The organism is Streptomyces sp. NPDC051064, assembly GCF_044455985.1.
Taxonomy (GTDB): domain Bacteria; phylum Actinomycetota; class Actinomycetes; order Streptomycetales; family Streptomycetaceae; genus Streptomyces.
This window is the reverse complement of sequence record NZ_JBITFK010000019.1, coordinates 18,776-35,195: the sequence shown is the minus strand read 5'-3', so window position 1 is coordinate 35,195 and position 16,420 is coordinate 18,776. Positions and strand designations below refer to the sequence as shown.

At 70.3% G+C, this 16,420-nt stretch carries 18 protein-coding genes and 1 pseudogene; 18 read left to right on the top strand and 1 reads right to left on the bottom strand.

Annotated features, from left to right (window positions below; all coding sequences use genetic code 11):
• Nucleotides 1–222: 222 nt before the first annotated feature.
• From ACIBCU_RS37630 to ACIBCU_RS37545, 18 genes are all read left to right on the top strand, one after another.
• A complete protein-coding gene (locus tag ACIBCU_RS37630; RefSeq protein ID WP_399237106.1) occupies nucleotides 223–825 on the top strand; it encodes a hypothetical protein in 603 nt (200 codons plus the stop codon).
• A 185-nt stretch (nucleotides 826–1,010) separates the two neighbouring features.
• Nucleotides 1,011–1,550 (top strand): WhiB family transcriptional regulator, encoded by a 540-nt coding sequence (locus ACIBCU_RS37625; RefSeq protein ID WP_399237104.1) that lies wholly within the window; start codon nucleotides 1,011–1,013, stop codon nucleotides 1,548–1,550.
• Nucleotides 1,547–2,074 carry a hypothetical protein gene (locus tag ACIBCU_RS37620; RefSeq protein WP_399237102.1) on the top strand — a complete coding sequence of 176 codons (528 nt, stop codon included), beginning with the start codon at nucleotides 1,547–1,549 and terminating at the stop codon, nucleotides 2,072–2,074. Before ACIBCU_RS37625 ends, ACIBCU_RS37620 begins: the two co-directional genes overlap by 4 nt.
• A 187-nt stretch (nucleotides 2,075–2,261) precedes the next feature.
• Nucleotides 2,262–2,432, top strand: a complete 171-nt coding sequence (locus ACIBCU_RS37615; RefSeq protein ID WP_399237100.1) for a hypothetical protein — start codon at nucleotides 2,262–2,264, stop codon at nucleotides 2,430–2,432.
• Between the two features lie 16 nt (nucleotides 2,433–2,448).
• Nucleotides 2,449–2,766: a hypothetical protein gene (locus ACIBCU_RS37610; RefSeq protein WP_399237098.1), complete on the top strand. Its 318-nt coding sequence runs from the start codon at nucleotides 2,449–2,451 to the stop codon at nucleotides 2,764–2,766.
• Nucleotides 2,767–2,891: 125 nt separating this feature from the next.
• Nucleotides 2,892–4,892 (top strand): hypothetical protein, encoded by a 2,001-nt coding sequence (locus ACIBCU_RS37605; RefSeq protein ID WP_399237096.1) that lies wholly within the window; start codon nucleotides 2,892–2,894, stop codon nucleotides 4,890–4,892.
• A 211-nt stretch (nucleotides 4,893–5,103) separates the two neighbouring features.
• Entirely contained in the window at nucleotides 5,104–5,577 is a 474-nt protein-coding gene (locus ACIBCU_RS37600) for a hypothetical protein (protein ID WP_399237094.1), read from the top strand.
• On the top strand, nucleotides 5,574–5,804 hold the full coding sequence (locus tag ACIBCU_RS37595; RefSeq protein ID WP_399237092.1) for a carbohydrate ABC transporter: 231 nt from the start codon (nucleotides 5,574–5,576) through the stop codon (nucleotides 5,802–5,804). The genes ACIBCU_RS37600 and ACIBCU_RS37595 overlap by 4 nt, the downstream gene beginning before the upstream one ends.
• 1,739 nt (nucleotides 5,805–7,543) lie before the next feature.
• A complete protein-coding gene (locus ACIBCU_RS37590; RefSeq protein ID WP_399237090.1) occupies nucleotides 7,544–7,969 on the top strand; it encodes a hypothetical protein in 426 nt (141 codons plus the stop codon).
• A gap of 17 nt (nucleotides 7,970–7,986) precedes the next feature.
• Entirely contained in the window at nucleotides 7,987–8,400 is a 414-nt protein-coding gene (locus tag ACIBCU_RS37585) for a conjugal transfer protein TraB (protein ID WP_399237088.1), read from the top strand.
• Between the two features lie 111 nt (nucleotides 8,401–8,511).
• Nucleotides 8,512–10,614 carry a chromosome segregation protein ParM gene (locus ACIBCU_RS37580; RefSeq protein WP_399237086.1) on the top strand — a complete coding sequence of 701 codons (2,103 nt, stop codon included), beginning with the start codon at nucleotides 8,512–8,514 and terminating at the stop codon, nucleotides 10,612–10,614.
• Nucleotides 10,615–10,701: 87 nt separating this feature from the next.
• On the top strand, nucleotides 10,702–11,229 hold the full coding sequence (locus ACIBCU_RS37575) for a hypothetical protein (protein ID WP_399237084.1): 528 nt from the start codon (nucleotides 10,702–10,704) through the stop codon (nucleotides 11,227–11,229).
• Nucleotides 11,230–11,506: 277 nt separating this feature from the next.
• Entirely contained in the window at nucleotides 11,507–11,965 is a 459-nt protein-coding gene (locus ACIBCU_RS37570) for an RRQRL motif-containing zinc-binding protein (protein WP_399237082.1), read from the top strand.
• A 94-nt stretch (nucleotides 11,966–12,059) separates the two neighbouring features.
• Nucleotides 12,060–12,722 (top strand): GGDEF domain-containing protein, encoded by a 663-nt coding sequence (locus ACIBCU_RS37565; protein ID WP_399237080.1) that lies wholly within the window; start codon nucleotides 12,060–12,062, stop codon nucleotides 12,720–12,722.
• Entirely contained in the window at nucleotides 12,719–12,943 is a 225-nt protein-coding gene (locus ACIBCU_RS37560) for a hypothetical protein (protein ID WP_399237078.1), read from the top strand. Before ACIBCU_RS37565 ends, ACIBCU_RS37560 begins: the two co-directional genes overlap by 4 nt.
• A 94-nt stretch (nucleotides 12,944–13,037) precedes the next feature.
• Nucleotides 13,038–13,502 carry a hypothetical protein gene (locus tag ACIBCU_RS37555; protein WP_399237076.1) on the top strand — a complete coding sequence of 155 codons (465 nt, stop codon included), beginning with the start codon at nucleotides 13,038–13,040 and terminating at the stop codon, nucleotides 13,500–13,502.
• A gap of 262 nt (nucleotides 13,503–13,764) precedes the next feature.
• Nucleotides 13,765–14,985, top strand: a complete 1,221-nt coding sequence (locus tag ACIBCU_RS37550; RefSeq protein WP_399237074.1) for a ParA family protein — start codon at nucleotides 13,765–13,767, stop codon at nucleotides 14,983–14,985.
• Nucleotides 14,982–16,100, top strand: a complete 1,119-nt coding sequence (locus tag ACIBCU_RS37545) for a ParB/RepB/Spo0J family partition protein (protein ID WP_399237072.1) — start codon at nucleotides 14,982–14,984, stop codon at nucleotides 16,098–16,100. The genes ACIBCU_RS37550 and ACIBCU_RS37545 overlap by 4 nt, the downstream gene beginning before the upstream one ends.
• Nucleotides 16,101–16,122: 22 nt before the next feature.
• Here ACIBCU_RS37545 and ACIBCU_RS37540 read toward each other — a convergent pair.
• A pseudogene (locus tag ACIBCU_RS37540) lies at nucleotides 16,123–16,392 on the bottom strand (IS701 family transposase); the annotation flags it as partial.
• Nucleotides 16,393–16,420 lie beyond the last annotated feature (28 nt).

The following is a 16,420-nucleotide window of genomic DNA, read 5'->3' as shown; positions in this document are numbered from 1 at the left end:
AGTAGTCGTCCGCCCTTCGGGGCGGCCGGGGTAGCCCTCAGGTCACTGAGGGCGCGAGAGCACCATCGAACTCCCCCGGAGCCTGACGGCCGCGACGACTGTGTGCACGTCGCAGCGCTGTGCGCTGTCTGTCCTGCGGGACGCCGGCCTTGTGCCGTGCGGCCTGGAGGGCGGAGAGAGCATCGCGACGCTTCCCCTGCCGCTCCGTCACGAGGAGTTCAGATGTCTGCTTCGACCCTTGAGTGCACCGCCCGCCTCCGCCGGAGCCGGACCCGCTCCCGGACCATCAACAGCCGTCCGGCGCTTGCCATCTCCACTCTCAAGCCCCACCAGTACGACCTGCGCCCTACCTGCGCATCGCTGGTCTGCCCCGACTGCAAGACGTGGGTGCCGATCACCGGCCTCACCAAGAAGGCCAAGGTGGTGCCGCACGACACCGGTCGAGCGGGCAAGGCCCCGGCCGTCCGTTGCCGACTGGGTAGCAACCGCCTGGTCACGGTCGACGTCACGGCCAGGAAGTGGGAGGAGCGCCTGACGGACGGCAACTCGGAGACCGTCCACCGCCGCCCGACCACCGTCCTGCGCAAGCCCAAGGTCGTACCGGCCCCGGCCGTCAGCCAGATCGCCGCGCAGAAGCGGACTCCGACTGCTGATGACGAGCCCGGCGACGGCCGGCCCCAGTGGCTGCTGCGCAAGGAGCAGTGGGCGTCGACCGAATCCGCTGTACGCAACGCCGACATCCGGCGCGCGCAGCTGCCCGCCGGTGAATCGCCGCTGGGCGCGCCGCCGGTGCCGCGCAAGACGCTGCGCCCCGAGGCGAGCTGACCCGCTACCGAGACGAACGACCACGGCCCCGGCCGCCCCGCAGTAAGGGGGCGGCCGGGGCCGTGGCTGCTCGTACAGCAGCCCAGGGCCACCGGCCCTGAACACGACGAACCCCCAGGCGGGCATGCCCGGGGGTTCGTCTTCGCAGATCACCCTCTCTAGAAGGGCAAACGCGCATGCACAGGATGACATCCACTCAGGCCAGGCACACACGCCGGGCCGTACTCCAGGCCGCGGTCGACGCCGGCGCACGCTGTCACGGCGCCGACATCGACCCGGACCTCTTCTTCCGCGCCGACGACGAGGGACTCGCCGCATGGCGGGCCCGCCGTACCAAGGCGATCAACCTCTGCACCGGCTGCCCCGTGAGGGCCGCGTGCGAGGAACTCGCCCTGCGCGACGGCGACGGACGACCCGACGCGGACGAGATGGTGCGCGCCGGGCTGACCGGCCGTGAACTCGCCGCTGTCCGGGCCGCCCACGCTGAGCGCCTGGCGGCCGCGGTCGACGCGGACCGCGACACCGAGGGACGTCAGCTCGACACGCTGACGACCCAGCTTCAGCGCGAGGCGGGTACGAACCCCGACTCCAACCGCAACGGCGGCGTCCGCTCGATGGCCGCCAGGACCGCCGCCCAGAACGACCGACTCCGTGCCCTCGCCGCGCAGATCCGCCAGATCCGCACCACCCGCCGGGCACGTGCCGGCTGGGGGGTGGCGGCATGAGTGTCACCACTCTTCCCCCTCGAGCGGGGTGGCTGGAGGACCAGGAGCGCGACGACAACCAGCGCGGTTTCGAGCGTGACGAGACCGACCAGTTCCACCGGCTCGTCGACCGCCTGGTCGACGACGGCGACACTCGCGCCCGGTCCGCCGGCCGCCAGGCACGCCGCACCCTCGCCGAGATGGCCCCTGGCTACGAGCGCCAGCCGGTACTCCTTCTCACCCTGCCGCTCGACTTCCGGTCGGCGAACGACGCGTGCCCGCTCTGCCTCCGGTGGAACTGCGGTGGGCATGACTGCCCGCCCGGCGTCGCTGCCCCGGCGCCCACCGAGAGCAGCGGCCAGTTGCAGTGCGACGTGTGCTCGGGATGGTTCGGTTTCACCGGCTGGACCTGCCCCGCCTGCAAGCAACTCCAGGGCGGCGCATTGCCGATGCGGCCGACCCCGCACGAGCGCGACGGCCGCACGGAGCCGCCCCCGGCGCCCGCTCGGCCGCACGCTGCGGTACCCGAGCGGCACCAGCTCTGACCCGGCACATACGCGCCGCCCGCGCCGCGCAGCACCTCGCGGCACGGGCCATCACCCTGCGCGGGCTGGCTCACCCGCTCACCCTCGCCCTGCTCGCGGCCGCCGCCACGGCGGCCGCCCGGGCCTGGGACGCCGGGCACCCCGTGCACGACATTCACCCGCGCACCGCTGAGAGGCACCACCCCCGATGGCCGATGACCTGCACGCCCGCTACATGGACGCCGCCGCCACCTGGCGGGCTCACCGCACGGGCTGCACCACCTGCCAGCACGGCACCCCCTGCGAGATCGGCGGCCCGCTCTTCGAGCGGTTCGGCCGCCTCCAGGACGCCTACCTGAACCGCCGCCGCTCCACCTGACCCGATCGGAGACCACGTGCTCACCCTCGATCAGTACCGCGACGACCACGGCGACCCGGCCACCTGGATGCCCGCCGACATCGACAGCTACCTCGACATCGCAGACATGGCCCCGCCGGAGCCGCTCCCCTATACCTACGCCCAGATGCAGACCATGGGCGCCGAGTACGAGCAGTGGGCGCAGCGCCAGCAGCTGATGGCCGACCGCCTGGCCAATCAGGGCCGTAAGGACGCGGCCGGTATCTGGCAGCGCAGCGCCCAGGAGTCCCACGAGCTCGCCGCAGCCGCCCGTATGGGCTGGCCCGCTTTCGAGGCCCATCTCAACGGTTGGTGACACCGGTCTGCAGGCTGCCTGATCCGCGAAGCGCCCCCACCGGCCACCGGTGCAGGGCGCTTCGCGGTGACGGGGAGCCGGACAGCCCGGACCGCCCCGGCCCACCGCATGAAAGGACCGCTGTTGTGACAACCCGACGCCAGCCCGCCCGTAAGGCTGCCGCGAAGAAGACGACGACCACGGCCACCAAGACAGCCGCGACGGCCAGCCCGAGCGAGACCGCGAAGACGACGGTGGACACCGCACCGGTGGTCGACACCCAGGCAGTCGTGACCGCCGCCCGCGCGGAGGCCGACCAGCTGCTCGCCGCCGCCCGCAGCGAGTCCGAGGCCCTGCTCGCGCAGGCCCGCCGGCAGACGGCCGACGCCGACAGCGCCGCGCAGCAGGCCCAGGCGGAAGCCGACAGCATTCTCAGCGTCGCCAAGGACCAGGCGGCACGGATGCGCAAGCTCGCCGACGAGCAGATCGCGGCGGCTGAGGACACCGTGCAGCGCGCCCGCACGATCGCCGACGGCGACCTCGCGGCGGCCGAGCAGACCCTCGCCCGCCGCCGCCAGGCAGCGGAGAAACTCCAGGCGGAAGCGGAAGCCGAGGCCGCCCGGATCGTGGAAACCGCCCGCGCCCGCGCCCAACAGATGCGCACCGAGGCCGAGCAAGACAAGGACCGCGTCCAGGCCGAGACCGACGCCACCGCCGCCCACGCCACGCACCTGGTGGAGGAAGCCAAGCAGCGGGCAGCCGATCTGGTGGCCGCCGCCGAAGCTGATGCCCACGCCCGGCGCGAGGCCGCGACCGAGATGCGCCAGCAGGCGGAGAAGGACTCCGAGCACCTGCGCACCCGGGCCCGCGAGGACGTCGCGACGGCGGAAGAGGACGCGGCCCGGCTCCTGGACCACGCCCGCGGCCAGGCCGCCGAAGTACTGCGCGAGGCAGAGCAGGACGCCGACGACACACGCGGCGAGGCGCTGCAGGTCCTCGAGGCCGCCCAGGCGCAAGCCGAAGAGGACGTTCTCAAGGTCCGCTCCCTCGCGGAGGCCAAGGCGGCCGGCGCCGTCTCCGGAGCGGAGGCTGCGGCGTCCGAGCGGATCACCAGGGCCGAGAAGGAGGCGGCCCGCCTGGTCGCCGCCGCCAAGCAGGAGGCCGAGCAGGTCCGCACCCGCGCCCATGCCGAGCAGCACACGGCCCGCCAGGAGCTGGAGGCCACCCGCCAGGAGGTGACCCGGGCCCAGGCGCTCATCGAGCGCCAGGAGCAGCGGAGGAACTTCGTCAACACCTGGGGGCCGCGCGTGGCCCTGGGCGCGACAATCGTCCTCACCGCGAGCGGGGAGTTCGCCCTGGCCAAGCTGAGCGGCTGGCCCGCCGAGGTCGCCTGGGCGCTGCCGCTGGCGATCGACGTCTACGTCGTGCAGGCGTTCCGCCGGCACCGCGACGTCGCGGGCGCGCTGGTCCTCATGGTCGCCGCGAACGCGATCTACCACCTCGCGGAAGCCGGTCTCGTCGGCGTCGACAAGAAGGGCGCCCCGCTGTGGTGGCTCATCGTCAGCGTCGCCGCCATCGCCCCCTGGGTGATGTGGCGCATCCACCAGATCACCAAGGAGCCCGGTGAGACGGCCTCCAGTGAGACCGGCCCCGACAACGGAGCCGGGCCGGATGAGACGAGGCGCACCGCACCCGGCGATGAGACAGAGCACACCCGGGCCGCCGATCCCGGCGGCCTCGGTGAGACGCTCCCCCACCCCCGTACCGCTCCAGCACTCCTTGCCGAGACGAACGGGAGTGAGACCCCCCGGGCCCTTGAGACGGGCACCACCGAGACGAACGCTCCGGTGAGCACGACTGAGACGGCGTCTCACGCGGGTGAGACACACAGGTCAGACGGTGAGACGGCCTCTTCGAACGGCGGCGCCACTCCGCTTCGGCTGCGCCCGGCTGAGACCAACCGTCCCCCGCTCGCCCGGGACGCTGAGATCGAGGGACAGATCACCTCGCTGCTCAGTCTCATGTACCGGCGCCAGGGCGCCGAGACCGTCTCAGTCGACGAAGCCAAGGACGTTCTCGGTGTCTCACGCGCCACCGCCGGCCGCCGTCTTGAGATCGCACGGACCCGCTTCAAGAACGTCTCGTGAGATCACACGGCTCATATCGCCCACCAACGAGCGCGCAGCCCTGACGCGCAACACCACTCAGCGGACCCGCCGGAAGGCCGGCACATCCGCAACCGTCCGGCACACACCAGTGAGGGCCAGCCCACCAGTAATGGGCTGGCCCTCGCTGCGACTGCCGGAAGCAGTCACCCCCAAGTACAGCAGACCCGACCCGCCCAGGAGGGCTGACCTCGTGAACAGCAACGAACCGAACCACTCCCCGCTGCGCGACGTCGCGCAGAACGCAGAGGCCACCGCCCGCTACCTCGCCGACATGCAGCGCGTCCTGCTCGACATGGGCGCCAACCTCGAGATCCTCGCCCGCGAGACCCGCGTCCACTGCCGCAGCACCAGCGTGGAAGGCGACCGCTTCTACCACGCCCGGCTGCGCGCCCTCCCGGTCGAAAAGGCCCTCAAGGACGTCCTGAGGGCTCTCAATTCGCTGACGGACGGCCTGGAAAAGAGCGCCTACAAGCGCCGCTCCCACGACGAGGCGGTCGTGAATACCGGAAAGGTCCGCAAGGAAAAGGAGCTGGAAAAGGCGCGGAAGAACAACCCGCAGCCGATCCAGGCCGCACCCAATCCCGGAGAAGAGCGTGACAGCGGCCAGAATACTGGCTATGGTGGTCCTGCGTCGATTTACGACCTCGGTAGGAAGTCAGCGTGACCAGGCCGCTCCTGAAAGCCGAACTTAAAGCGCAACGCTCCCGCGAATATCTCCTCCAGCAGCGGAACGCGTTCATTGAGAAACACGGCGAGGACCTCGGCGCTTTCTACTTCCTCGTCATGCTGGTCCAGACGCACGGCAGGAAAGCGCTCAAGCGCGGCGACACCGCCGCCCTCCGGTCGCTGGCACACGACCTGCACGCGCTCTACCTCAAGCACACCGCGTAACCAGCCTGCGAGTCCACGAGGGCCGTCGCTCACCGAGCGGCGGCCCTCGATGTATCCCCAACGCCCAGGCGCCCACACACCCACACGCCCAGGCGCGCACACGCGTACGCGAGGCAGTCACTCGTTGTCAAGCCCCCGGGAGGGAGCATCTCGTGTCCACCGACGACACCGAAGGTCGGCTCATCAATTTCCCCGTAGCGGGTGACGTCCTCAACCGGCCGCCCGAACTCCCGGACCCCGGGCGCCTTTTCCCTCCGGTACGAGAAGAGCCGGAAACACCGCCGGAGTCCCCGGAAGAAACCACCATGGAACTGCCCGTAATTCCGCGCCCCATGGCCCCGGAAATGGCGCTCAGGTCCGAGGGTTTTTCCGCTCCGGAAATCGATGGTGAATCCGGTGAGGGCGACGGTGGTGAATATGTGCATCGCCGGTCGCTCGCTGAAAGGCTGGGTGACTGGCTGGAATACCGGATCGCGCTCGGGCAGTCGCGAATTGAGAGTGAGGCGCCTTTCCGGGAGGCGGAAATCGCGCGGAAAGTCGAGCTGCTGAATGCGAAAACGGCCCGGGAAGTCGGACTGCTGGAGCAGCACAACAAACTGCGCGCAGCACAGCTGAAGGCACGCGCCGACCAGACGGCGGCCCGCGGCAAGGGCGAAGCGGCCGGGGCCAAGGGGGGCGGTGGCAGGGGCGGGTCCGGCCTGGGCGGTGACAAGGGCGGGCGCAAGAACAGTCCGCAGGGTCCATCGCCCAGGCAGCAGCCCAAGCCTCAGCAGCCGACGAAGTCGCCGGCCCCCGCGCCGAAGCCCACGCCGCAGAAGCAGGGCCCTGCTCCCAAGGAGCAGCCCAGGAAGAGCCCGGCTCCGAAGCAGCTGCCGCAGAAGGGGCCTGCTCCCAAGGAGCAGCCCAAGCAGAAGCCGGGCCCCAAGGAGCAGTTGCAGAAGCAGACGTCGCCCAAGCCGACCCGCCAGAAGGGGCCTGCTCCCAAGGAGCAGCCCGGGAAGGGACCGGCTCCGAAGCCGCTGCCGCACAAGGGGCCCGCTCCCAAGGAGCAGCACGGGCCTGGCGACAAGACCCGTCCGAAGGTCGACTTGTCGAAGGGCAAGGGCGGGGGGACGAAGACGCCCGGCGGGGGTGGTGACGGGAAGGGCCCGAAGGGGCCCGGCCCGGGCGGAAAGACCCTGCCCGGAAACGGCTCTGACGGGGTCAAGGGCAGCACCAAACCCGGTCCGGGCGCCAAGGGGCCGGGCGGTAGCTCGAAGGGCACCGACGGGACGTCAGGCGGCCCGGGAGGGAAGGGTACGTCGGGTCCGAAGGGCTCGACTGGCGGCACCGACACCAAAGGTACGGAAGCCCCCAAGCGGGGCCCTGAACGTCCCACAGCAGGCCCTTCGAGTGGTCCTGGTCCGAAGGGTCCGGGCGGTGCTTCCAGGGCTGCTGGAGCCGCCGCAGGCGGGTCCGGTGCTGGCGGTGGGGCTGGCGGTGGGGCGACATCGAAGGGCGGTACTGCTCCGGGTCCTGGTGGCGCGTCAGCGGACGGCCCGGGCTGGCCCGGAAACCGCACGGTGACCCCGGAGTGGCCTGGTCACGAAACCCGCAAGCAGCCCCCTCCCCGGACGCAGGCAGGCGGCCAGGACGACTACCCGGACGCGGTCATCATCGAGCCCGCCGCCCTACCCCCGGCCCCGCTGCCCCATACCGCCCGTCCCGGCACCACCCGACCCCCTGAACAGGAGCCGCACGTGACCCACCCCACCACCACGGCATCGGCGCAGAGCGGCATGGCCTCCCAGCACCGCACCGACATCACCTTCGGCGAGTACCTGACGGACATCGTGAACATCGCGATCGCCGCCAGCGCCGACCAGGAGCGCGCCCAGGAACTCGCGGGCGCGCTCGGGAAGGTCGCCGACGCCCTGCGGGACATGGCGGCCGACCTGGTCGGGGACCACAACATCGCCACCACCGTCGTCGACCGGATCACCGACCTCGCCGACGCAGCAGCCCGCATGAAGCAGCTGGCCGAACGGTGCGCCACCGAGTGCGAGACCGCCTCGCAGGCCGCCCGGCTCGCCGCCACGGCGGTCGGCAGGACCTACAGCGAGGACCTGCAGGCCATGGACGACGCGGGCCTGGCCCACGCCTCGTCCGCCACCCACCACGACTGAGGAAGGCAGGTTCGCCGATGAGCGAGCTTCAGCACCACACCGGCGGCCCGGCGGCCCGCACGGACGGCGACCACCGGTACAAGGCTGTCCAGCACCAGCTCAAGACGCTGGGCACGGCCATGGACCTGGCCGGCAACGAACTCGAAGCGCTGCTGCGCGGGATGCGCATGAACGCCCAGCGCGCTGAGGCCCTGGCCGTGGACATCGCCAACGCCGAACTCGACCGCAAGTTCGTGGAGATGACCGGCCAGGTGTCCGTCGCCCTGGGCGGCGCCGCCGTCGAAGTCCACAAACTCCACGAGACGGCCCAGGAAGTTGCCGGCCTCGCCCACGACACCCGGCGCACCCACGCCCGTCTGTACGAGGGCCTGGACACCGTCCGCTCCGGCCGCAAGGAACGCACCCCCAAGCCCGGCTTCTTCGCCCGCTGACCCACCTGTACCGCCCCACCTGGAAGGGCGGCCCCGCACCTGCGGGGCCGCCCTTCCGTCATCCCTCCCCCGCCTGCCACCCCGTCCAGCCCTGTCCTTGAAGGAGCCCCGGTGTCCGTTCCGCGCAGCGTCGCCCTCGAACGAATCGCCTACACCCTGACCGCGCCGGTCCTCGCCGCGGCCCCGAACATGTCGCCCGACGGGTTCGTCAGCACGGGCGTGCTCCTGGCCGGCGCGGCCGGTGTCGGCGGAGCGGTTCTCGCCGTGCAGTCCCGTGAGGGCACCGGCCGCAAGCTGGTCCGGCTCTCCCCCGTGGTCTTCGGGGCGGCGATCGACGCCGCGGCGATGTACACCACGGGCTGGGGCTGGGACGCCGCCCTGGCCGCCGCGTGGGCTGCGGCCGGCTGGTGCCTGCTGCCGCTCTCCCGCAGCGAGCGCCGCCACCACCGCCCTGCCCTCGCCCCCCTCCCCCAGCCTGCTCGCATCGCACCCGTGCCGACGCCGACCGTGGTGGACGACGGCGCGGACGCGTTCACCCGGGACGTGCGGCTGCTGTGGGAGCGGGCCGGAAACCCCGGCCGCACCATGGTCGTGCACGCCGACCGCCACCCCGGCACGAACCACGACCTCACCATGCTGCTGCGCGCCGCCGAGCCCGGCCGCCCGATCAGCGGCCTGTCCGAGGCCGGAGTCGCGGCCGCTTTCGGCGTCGATGACAACCCGGACGTCGTGCGGTTCGCACCCGTGGTGCAGCAGCCCGGACGGCAGGGTGGGCCGGGCTGGCTGGAGGTCCACCTGACGCCGGACGAGGCACTGCGCCGCCGCCAGGCGCCCACCGAGCACGAGTGGTGGGCCGCCCGGGTCGGCAGCGAGACCGGCCCCGTCCCGGGCAGCGTGTTCGTCAAGCAGGTCCGCGACAAGCAGCGCAAGGTCACCCACTACATCGCCCAGGTCCCCGACGAACTGGGCGAGCCGCGCGTCAATCTGCACGCGCTGGCCGCAGCGCTGAAGACGAAGTACGACGAGGGCCGCCTGTTCGTCACGATCGACGGCGCCCAGGTTCTGGTCTCGCTGTGGGACTCCAGTCCGTTGGCGCAGGTCTTTCCCGCCACCCGCGAGCTGCTGACTCCGGATGCGGATGGGCGGTGGGTGACCGGCTACCTTGGCAACGGCCAGCCCGCCCGGAACAGGGTCTACACCGACCGGGGTGCGGCCCACGGGTTGTTCGTCGCCCCGTCCGGCGGTGGCAAGACTCAGCTGATGGGCCTGCACGTCGCGGCCGACGCCCTGTTCGGCGCGGTGGTCTGGCTGGCTGCGGAGGCACCGGATGAGAAGGCGGCCATGCTGGGCGGGTACACCGACCGCTATGGTGTCGGCGCCCTCTACATGATCCGGCTCCTGCGGGCCGTGGACGCGCTGATGGAGATCCGCGGCTCCATGCTGTGGGCGGACGGACGGCTTTATGACTGGGACCCCAGCCTGCCGGGCTGCCCCTACCGGATGCTGTCCGCGTACCTGGATGAGTTCCTCTCCGCCGCCCGCCACGGCGACTACGGCGCGGAGATCATGGACCTCGCGGAGAAGGTGTCGGTCAAGGGCCGCAAGTACGGCATCGGCCTCAAGGTGGCGGGTCAGTCCATCTATGTGCAGGACGGGTTCACGCAGCTGCTGTGCGAGAACCTGAGGGAGAACTGCATCCCTGTCGTGCTGAAGGTCGCCCCGAAGAAGGTGACCGCCATGTTCACGGCCCTGGGAATCGCCTCCGAGAACACCCCCGATCCCCTCCCCCGGTCCTTCTCCCCCGCTGAGGCCGGACGGATCGAGCGAGTCATGGCGGGAGAGCCGGAGCCGCCCGCCGACTCCAACACCGGCGGTGCCGGGTGGATTGTCGAAGCGAAACACCCCGAGGTCCTGCGCACGCTCTACATGGACTTCAAGGCCGGCCTCGACGACTACTTCCCCGACACCATCGCCACCCTCACCGACTACGAGATCCGCGAGCTCGAACTGCGGGACCTGTGGTTCGACTGGACCGAGCCCCCCAGGCCCGGCGAGTTCGGACCAGAGCCGGACGACGAGGACGGCGACGAGGACGCGCCCAAGAAGCGCGGCGGCGGCAAGCCCCGCAGCGGCAGGAAGAGCGATCCGCGCCGCGACGCCGTCTCCTCTCCCCGCCAGGCGCTGGACGCCATCCGCAGCTTCACCAACGCCTAACCCGCACCGCTCCCCTGAGGGCCCGCCCGCATCGCGGCCGGGCCCTCACCCCTGCCCCCACCCGCCCGGTTCCTCGAGGAGCCCGCCATGCCCACCACCCACACCCAGAGCGCGCCCACTCTGCCGACCACGACTCCGGCGGTGCTGTCGCTGGAGTCGCGACTGGCTGCCGTCGAAGCCGCGATGACCGTGGCCCTGGACGAGGCCGCCGTCGCCTACGAGGTCCGCACCGCCCACATCCAGATCGACCCCGTCGACCTGGCCGACATCCTCACAGTCCCGCTCACCCCGACCCTCCAGCCCACCACCCCGCACGGATCGCCCGTCGCAGCCCTCCTTCAACGCGCCCGCCAGCGTCTGCTGACCGACGGCTGGTGCGCCGGATCCCAGATCCGTGAGGACGGAGCCCGCTGCCTCTACGGCGCCATCCGCGTCGAAGCCGCCGGCGACCGAAGCCTGGAAGCACGCGGCCTTGAGGTCCTGATGGACGCCATCCGCGCCGACTTCACCGACGCGGACTCCGTGCCCGTCTTCAACGACCGCTGGGCTGACGGCCGGGTCCCGATGCGAATGCTCGGCCAGGCCGCCGCCCTCGCCGACAACCGCGGCCAATAGCCCCGACCGCCGCTCCGGGCCACCTGCCTCGCACCCGAACCCGCACACGGGTCGGGCGCGGGCCAGGCCGCCCGGCCTGCTCACACCACACAGGCAAAGGGCGCGCCTCGACCTCCCCAGGTTCTGGCGCGCCCTTTTCACCCCTGCTCAGAGGAGTGATCGTCATGCCTTCTGCCCTGCGTCCTGCCAAGCACACCGGCCGCCCGAGGCCGATCCTGCCCGGCCCCCGCCACCCGCTCCCGCCCCACCGTCGTCTGCCCGGCACCCGGGACGCGTCATGAGCGTGAAGAGCGGCTCGGAGACGGCCGTGGTCGACGTCGACCCGTACGCCACGGCCCCGTCAGTGACCATCGAGACGTTCGACTGGCAGGCATCTCCAGACGGCCTGGCCACGCGCCGCCAGCTGCGGGCGCTCGGCCTACGGCCCGGCGGCCACGACCCCGTCGCACAGCTGCGGTGCCGGGCCTGCCGTACGAAGCCGGCCCGCACCTGCACGCGCATGGCCTACCTCTACCGCATCGACCTCGCCCTGCCCGTGAGGCCTATGACCCTCGCCAAAGAAGCCGCCCTGGACCGGGCGATGGCGAAGCGATCCACGTGCCCGCAGTGCCGTCGCAGGTTCCACCACTGTCTGCCCCTTCGCACGATCGGTTCATGCCTGGAGTGCCACGACGGGACCCCCGCCGACCCGACGAGCTACACCGCACCCCCGGCCCGCCACGACCTGGCCGCCTGACCCACCCCTCACACAAAAACGCCCAGGGCCGCCGTAGCACCGGCAGCTCTGGGCTTTTCCATCCCGTGCACGAGACGAGAAGGAAGTACCCAGTATGACCACCACAGCCTTACCGAGGACCGCGCTCCACATCACCGCCATGGCCCTCCCGCTGGCCGGATGGACCCTGCACACCACCGTCCTGCGCCGCCGCCTCGTGCAAGCCCAGCGCGACCCGCTCACCGGCACATGGCGCCGAGAGGCATTCACCGACCGGGCGCAGAGGCTCCTGGCGCACCACCCCGACGAGACGGTCCTGGTCCTCGCGGACGCCGATCATTTCAAGCGGCTCAACGACGATTTCGGGCATGCCGCAGGTGACACCGCACTCGCTTCGATCGGCGCCCGCCTGACCGAATGGGCCGGACCCCACGGGGTCGCCGGCCGACTCGGAGGCGACGAATTCGCCGCCCTCACCCACATTGAGCCCCGCCACCACGCGCTGCGCCTGGACCACCTCGCACGCCTGATGGCCCGGCCCGTCCCGTACGAGGGCGGCCTGCTGCCGCTGAGCGTGTCCGTCGGCGCTGCCACCACGGACGACCTCGCCATCAGTGACCTGCCCACCCTGATGAGGGCAGCCGACGCCGCGATGTACGAGGGCAAGCACACCGGCACCATCGTCCAGGCCCACCGCGGTCACGCCCAGACACCCAGCATCAACGGCCGCAGGCAAGGCCGCCCAGGAACGGCGGCGCGCACAACAACCCGGCGATGAGCATGCCTGGGCAGCCGGTGCTGCTCGCCTGGCGCGCCAGCCTGCAGTTCCGTCGCGATGCCCCTTGCGTCCTCTGCCGCAAACCGACGCCTCTGCGCTCCCACGCGGGCGAGGCCGTACACAAGGTCTGCGCCGAAGACTGGAACACCCGGCACCCCGGTGAGGCACGCTTCGGGTCCGACGCACGTCCACGCCGCCGCACGGACGACGACCACGCCTGACACACGAAAAACCCGGGGCGGGAGTTCCGTCACCGGTACCGGGCACCAGCCACCCACCCCGGGCCACGCCACCTTGTCATACCGGAGACAGACCATGCTCACCACCGCCATAGCCGTCCTCGGGACACTGCTCGGCGCAGTCGTTGCCGGGGTCTTCCAGCAGAAGAACACCAGCCGTGCTGAAGGAGCTGCACGTGCCGAGCAGCTCAGGCGCGACCGCCTGGAGGCGGTGACCGCTCTCGCATCCGTAGGCTCGGATCACCGCCGAGCCCTGTGGATGCGGGGAGAGGCCAAACTCAACGACCAGCCGGCTCCCCAACTCGAAGGACTGCGCCTCGCCTCTCACGTCACCCGCTCCGCGATCACCCGCCCGCTGGTAGCCGTGCAGATCCTCATCCCTGACCCCGCCGTCACAGACGCTGCCAAGGCCATGGTCATCACGGCATACCGAATGCGTGACGCTGATACCAGCACAGAAGCACTCACTGCCGCCCGAGAGGAAGCGCGGGCCGCGCACGACCACTTCGTCGACAGAGCAGCGGCCTATCTCACCCCCTGAACCACGACGCCAAAGGCTCCGCTGCCCTCACGAAGGGGGTGGCGGAGCCTTTTTGCGTTGGCGGCAGGTTTGGCCTGGGCTCCTCAACTTAAGTGAAGACGGGTTGGCCGTCAGACACAGGTGCTTACGCCGTAAGCACCTGTCAGGGACCCGCAGGTGCTTACGGCGTAAGCACCTTGGCCTGCATCTACTAACGAAGTTCTGGAATGAAACGTGCGCAAGGGTGCGCAGGAATCGGATGCCATGACAGTAAGCTGCCGTCATGGCATCTCCGTACCCCGGGGGTGAGCGGGAGAAGCTGGTCTCGAAGCTGCCCGCCACACTCCGACAGGCACTCAAAGTCCGTGCTGCGCAGCTCAGCACAGACGTCCAAGACGCTGTTGCCGCCGGCATCCAAGCCTGGCGAGAGCATCCCGACCAGCTTCCCGCAGTCGACACCGCAGGCGCAGAGTCCTTCGGCACGTACCTGCCCGAGGGCCTCTACGACGACTTCAAGGCGGACTGCCGCGTACGCGAAGTGTCGTATATCCAAGGGTTGGCGCAGTCTGTTGCCCTTTGGCTGGCACAGAACCCGGCAGATGCAGCCCAGTCAGTCCGACGCCTCGTCGTCTGCAACCAGAAGGGCGGCGTCGGCAAGACCTCCGTCGCGGCCGGCTTGGCCCAAGCTCTGGCCGAAGGGCCCGAGCACATTTTGAAGGCGTCCCTGGCCGCAGGCCTGTCGAAGGAAGACGCGCATACGCTGGCCCAGGCGGGCGGGCAGCGTGTTCTCCTAATCGACTACGACCCCCAAGGTCACCTCTCTCACCAGCTCGGACTCAAAGCCATCCCCGCCGGTGAGGAAAGCCTCGTCACCCACATGCTCCACCGAGACCAGGTGCAGCACTCCCTGCTCGACCTCACCATCCCCATAGACGGTGAGCGCTTCGGCGACCGACTCCACATTCTCCCGGCCGCGTTCGACGCCTTCCTGCTCGACTCCGGCCTGACCATCTTCCGGGGCCCCAGGCACGCCGCACTCGAGCGAGCGCTCGCCCCCGTCGAAGAGCACTTCGACGTCATCGTCATCGACTCGCCCCCGAGCCTGGGCCTCTCCATGGACGCCGGCCTCTACTACGGGCGCCAGCGCGACGACGAAAGGCCCGGAGCCTCGGGCCTGATTATCCCTGTAGAGGCTGAGGACACCTCGGCCCAGGCCTACGGCATGCTCATCAACCAGGTCGACTCCCTAGCGCGGGACTACGACATTCAGATCGACCAGCTCGGCCTGGTGGTCAACAAGTTCGACTCTCGCCGCGGCTACATCGCCACCTCGTCCCGGGACAAATGGATGCAGCTCGGCACCCCGCCCGTCCTCGCCGTCGTGCCGGACCTCAAGGAGCAGCGCGAGGCAGTGCGCCTGCAGAAGGCGCTCCTGTCCTACGCACCCAACTCTGAGCAGTCGCACGCCATGCGCCAGATCGCCAAGGGACTGAAGAAGACATGAGCAAAGCCGACTCCCTCGGTGGCAGCGCCACCTTCGAAGCCGTGGCACAGCCCATCAGCAGCCGCGCAGCATCATTCGCACGCTTCGCGGGACAGGACGCCCCTCCCGCCCCCGGCGACACGGGAACCGAAGCTCCGACGGCATCCCCCCGACTGCCGATCCGTGCCATCGCCCGCAACCCCTACAACCCCCGCGAAGAGCTCAAAGCCATCGAAGAGATGGCCGACAGCCTGACCGGACGCGGCATCATCCAACCCCTCACCGTCGTCACCCGCAGCGCCTTCCTCGCCGCCCACCCCGGCCAGGACGAAGCCCTCGGAACAGCCCAGTACGTCGTCGTGGACGGAAACCGGCGCCTCGCGGGTGCGAAGGTCGCCGGAATAGACGATGTCCCCGTCCACATCGACGACTCCCTCGCAGACGACGCCGACACCCTGCTTGAGACAGCCCTTACCGCGGCTGTCCAACACGAAGACCTTGATCCGCTAGATGAAGCCAAGGCCTTGCAACGCCTCGTCGAGGTTCACGGATCTCAGCGCGCCGTCGCGCGGTCACTCGGCAAATCCAGCGGCTGGGTCACACAGCGTCTGGCACTGCTAAAGCTCACACCCGACCTGCAGCAAGCCGTCGAAGACAAGAAGCTGCCGGTAGAGGTAGCCCGTACAGTCGGCCAGCTCCCCGAACAACAACAGGGTGGCGCCGCGGAAGCAGCCCTCGCGAAGCGCGAGCTGAAGAAGACAATCCGCAAGCAGGGTGCTTACGCCGTAAGCACCCCAGCCGAATCCGCAGCCAAGCCAGCAAACGCGGCAGTACCGACATCAGCGCCCGCCTCCTCCAGCATCCCCCCATCCTCGACACCCGCGCAGCAGGATGTCGACGCCGGGCGGATGCCATGGGCCGACGGAGCAGCCGTCATGGATACCGTCTTCGCACGACTCAACTCCACCCAACGCAGCGCCTTCATCCTTCGGTACTTCCAGATCAGCCGAGGGGTAGACGATGTAGTGGCCGACATGCAGGGCGAACTGACCGCAGAAAACCGAACCGCGCTGGCCGCCATCCTGGAACAGGTGGCCACTCAGCTACGCCAAGAAGGCGGAACTTCTTCTGCGTGACGGGTCAATGCGAACCCGATCGGAGGGTGGTCAGCGGCACGGTCTGGGGCGAATAGCAGCGGTAGTAGGCGAGTTCGCCGGTGGTGCGGTTGCGGCGGATCAGCAGTTGACGGTGCCCAGGGCCGGGGTCGGCAATGTCGATGACGGCCCGGTCGTAGAGGCGGTGGCCCTTCGCGCCTGCCCCAGCGGACAACTTCTGCCAGGCCCGCTTCGGCAACTTGCGTGACTGTGCCGGATTAGGCTTGCTCGCGGCCCGTGCCGGTATGGAGTGTGCGGGACAGGCCCCGGTCCCCGTGACGGGACGTAGTACGGCCGGGGCC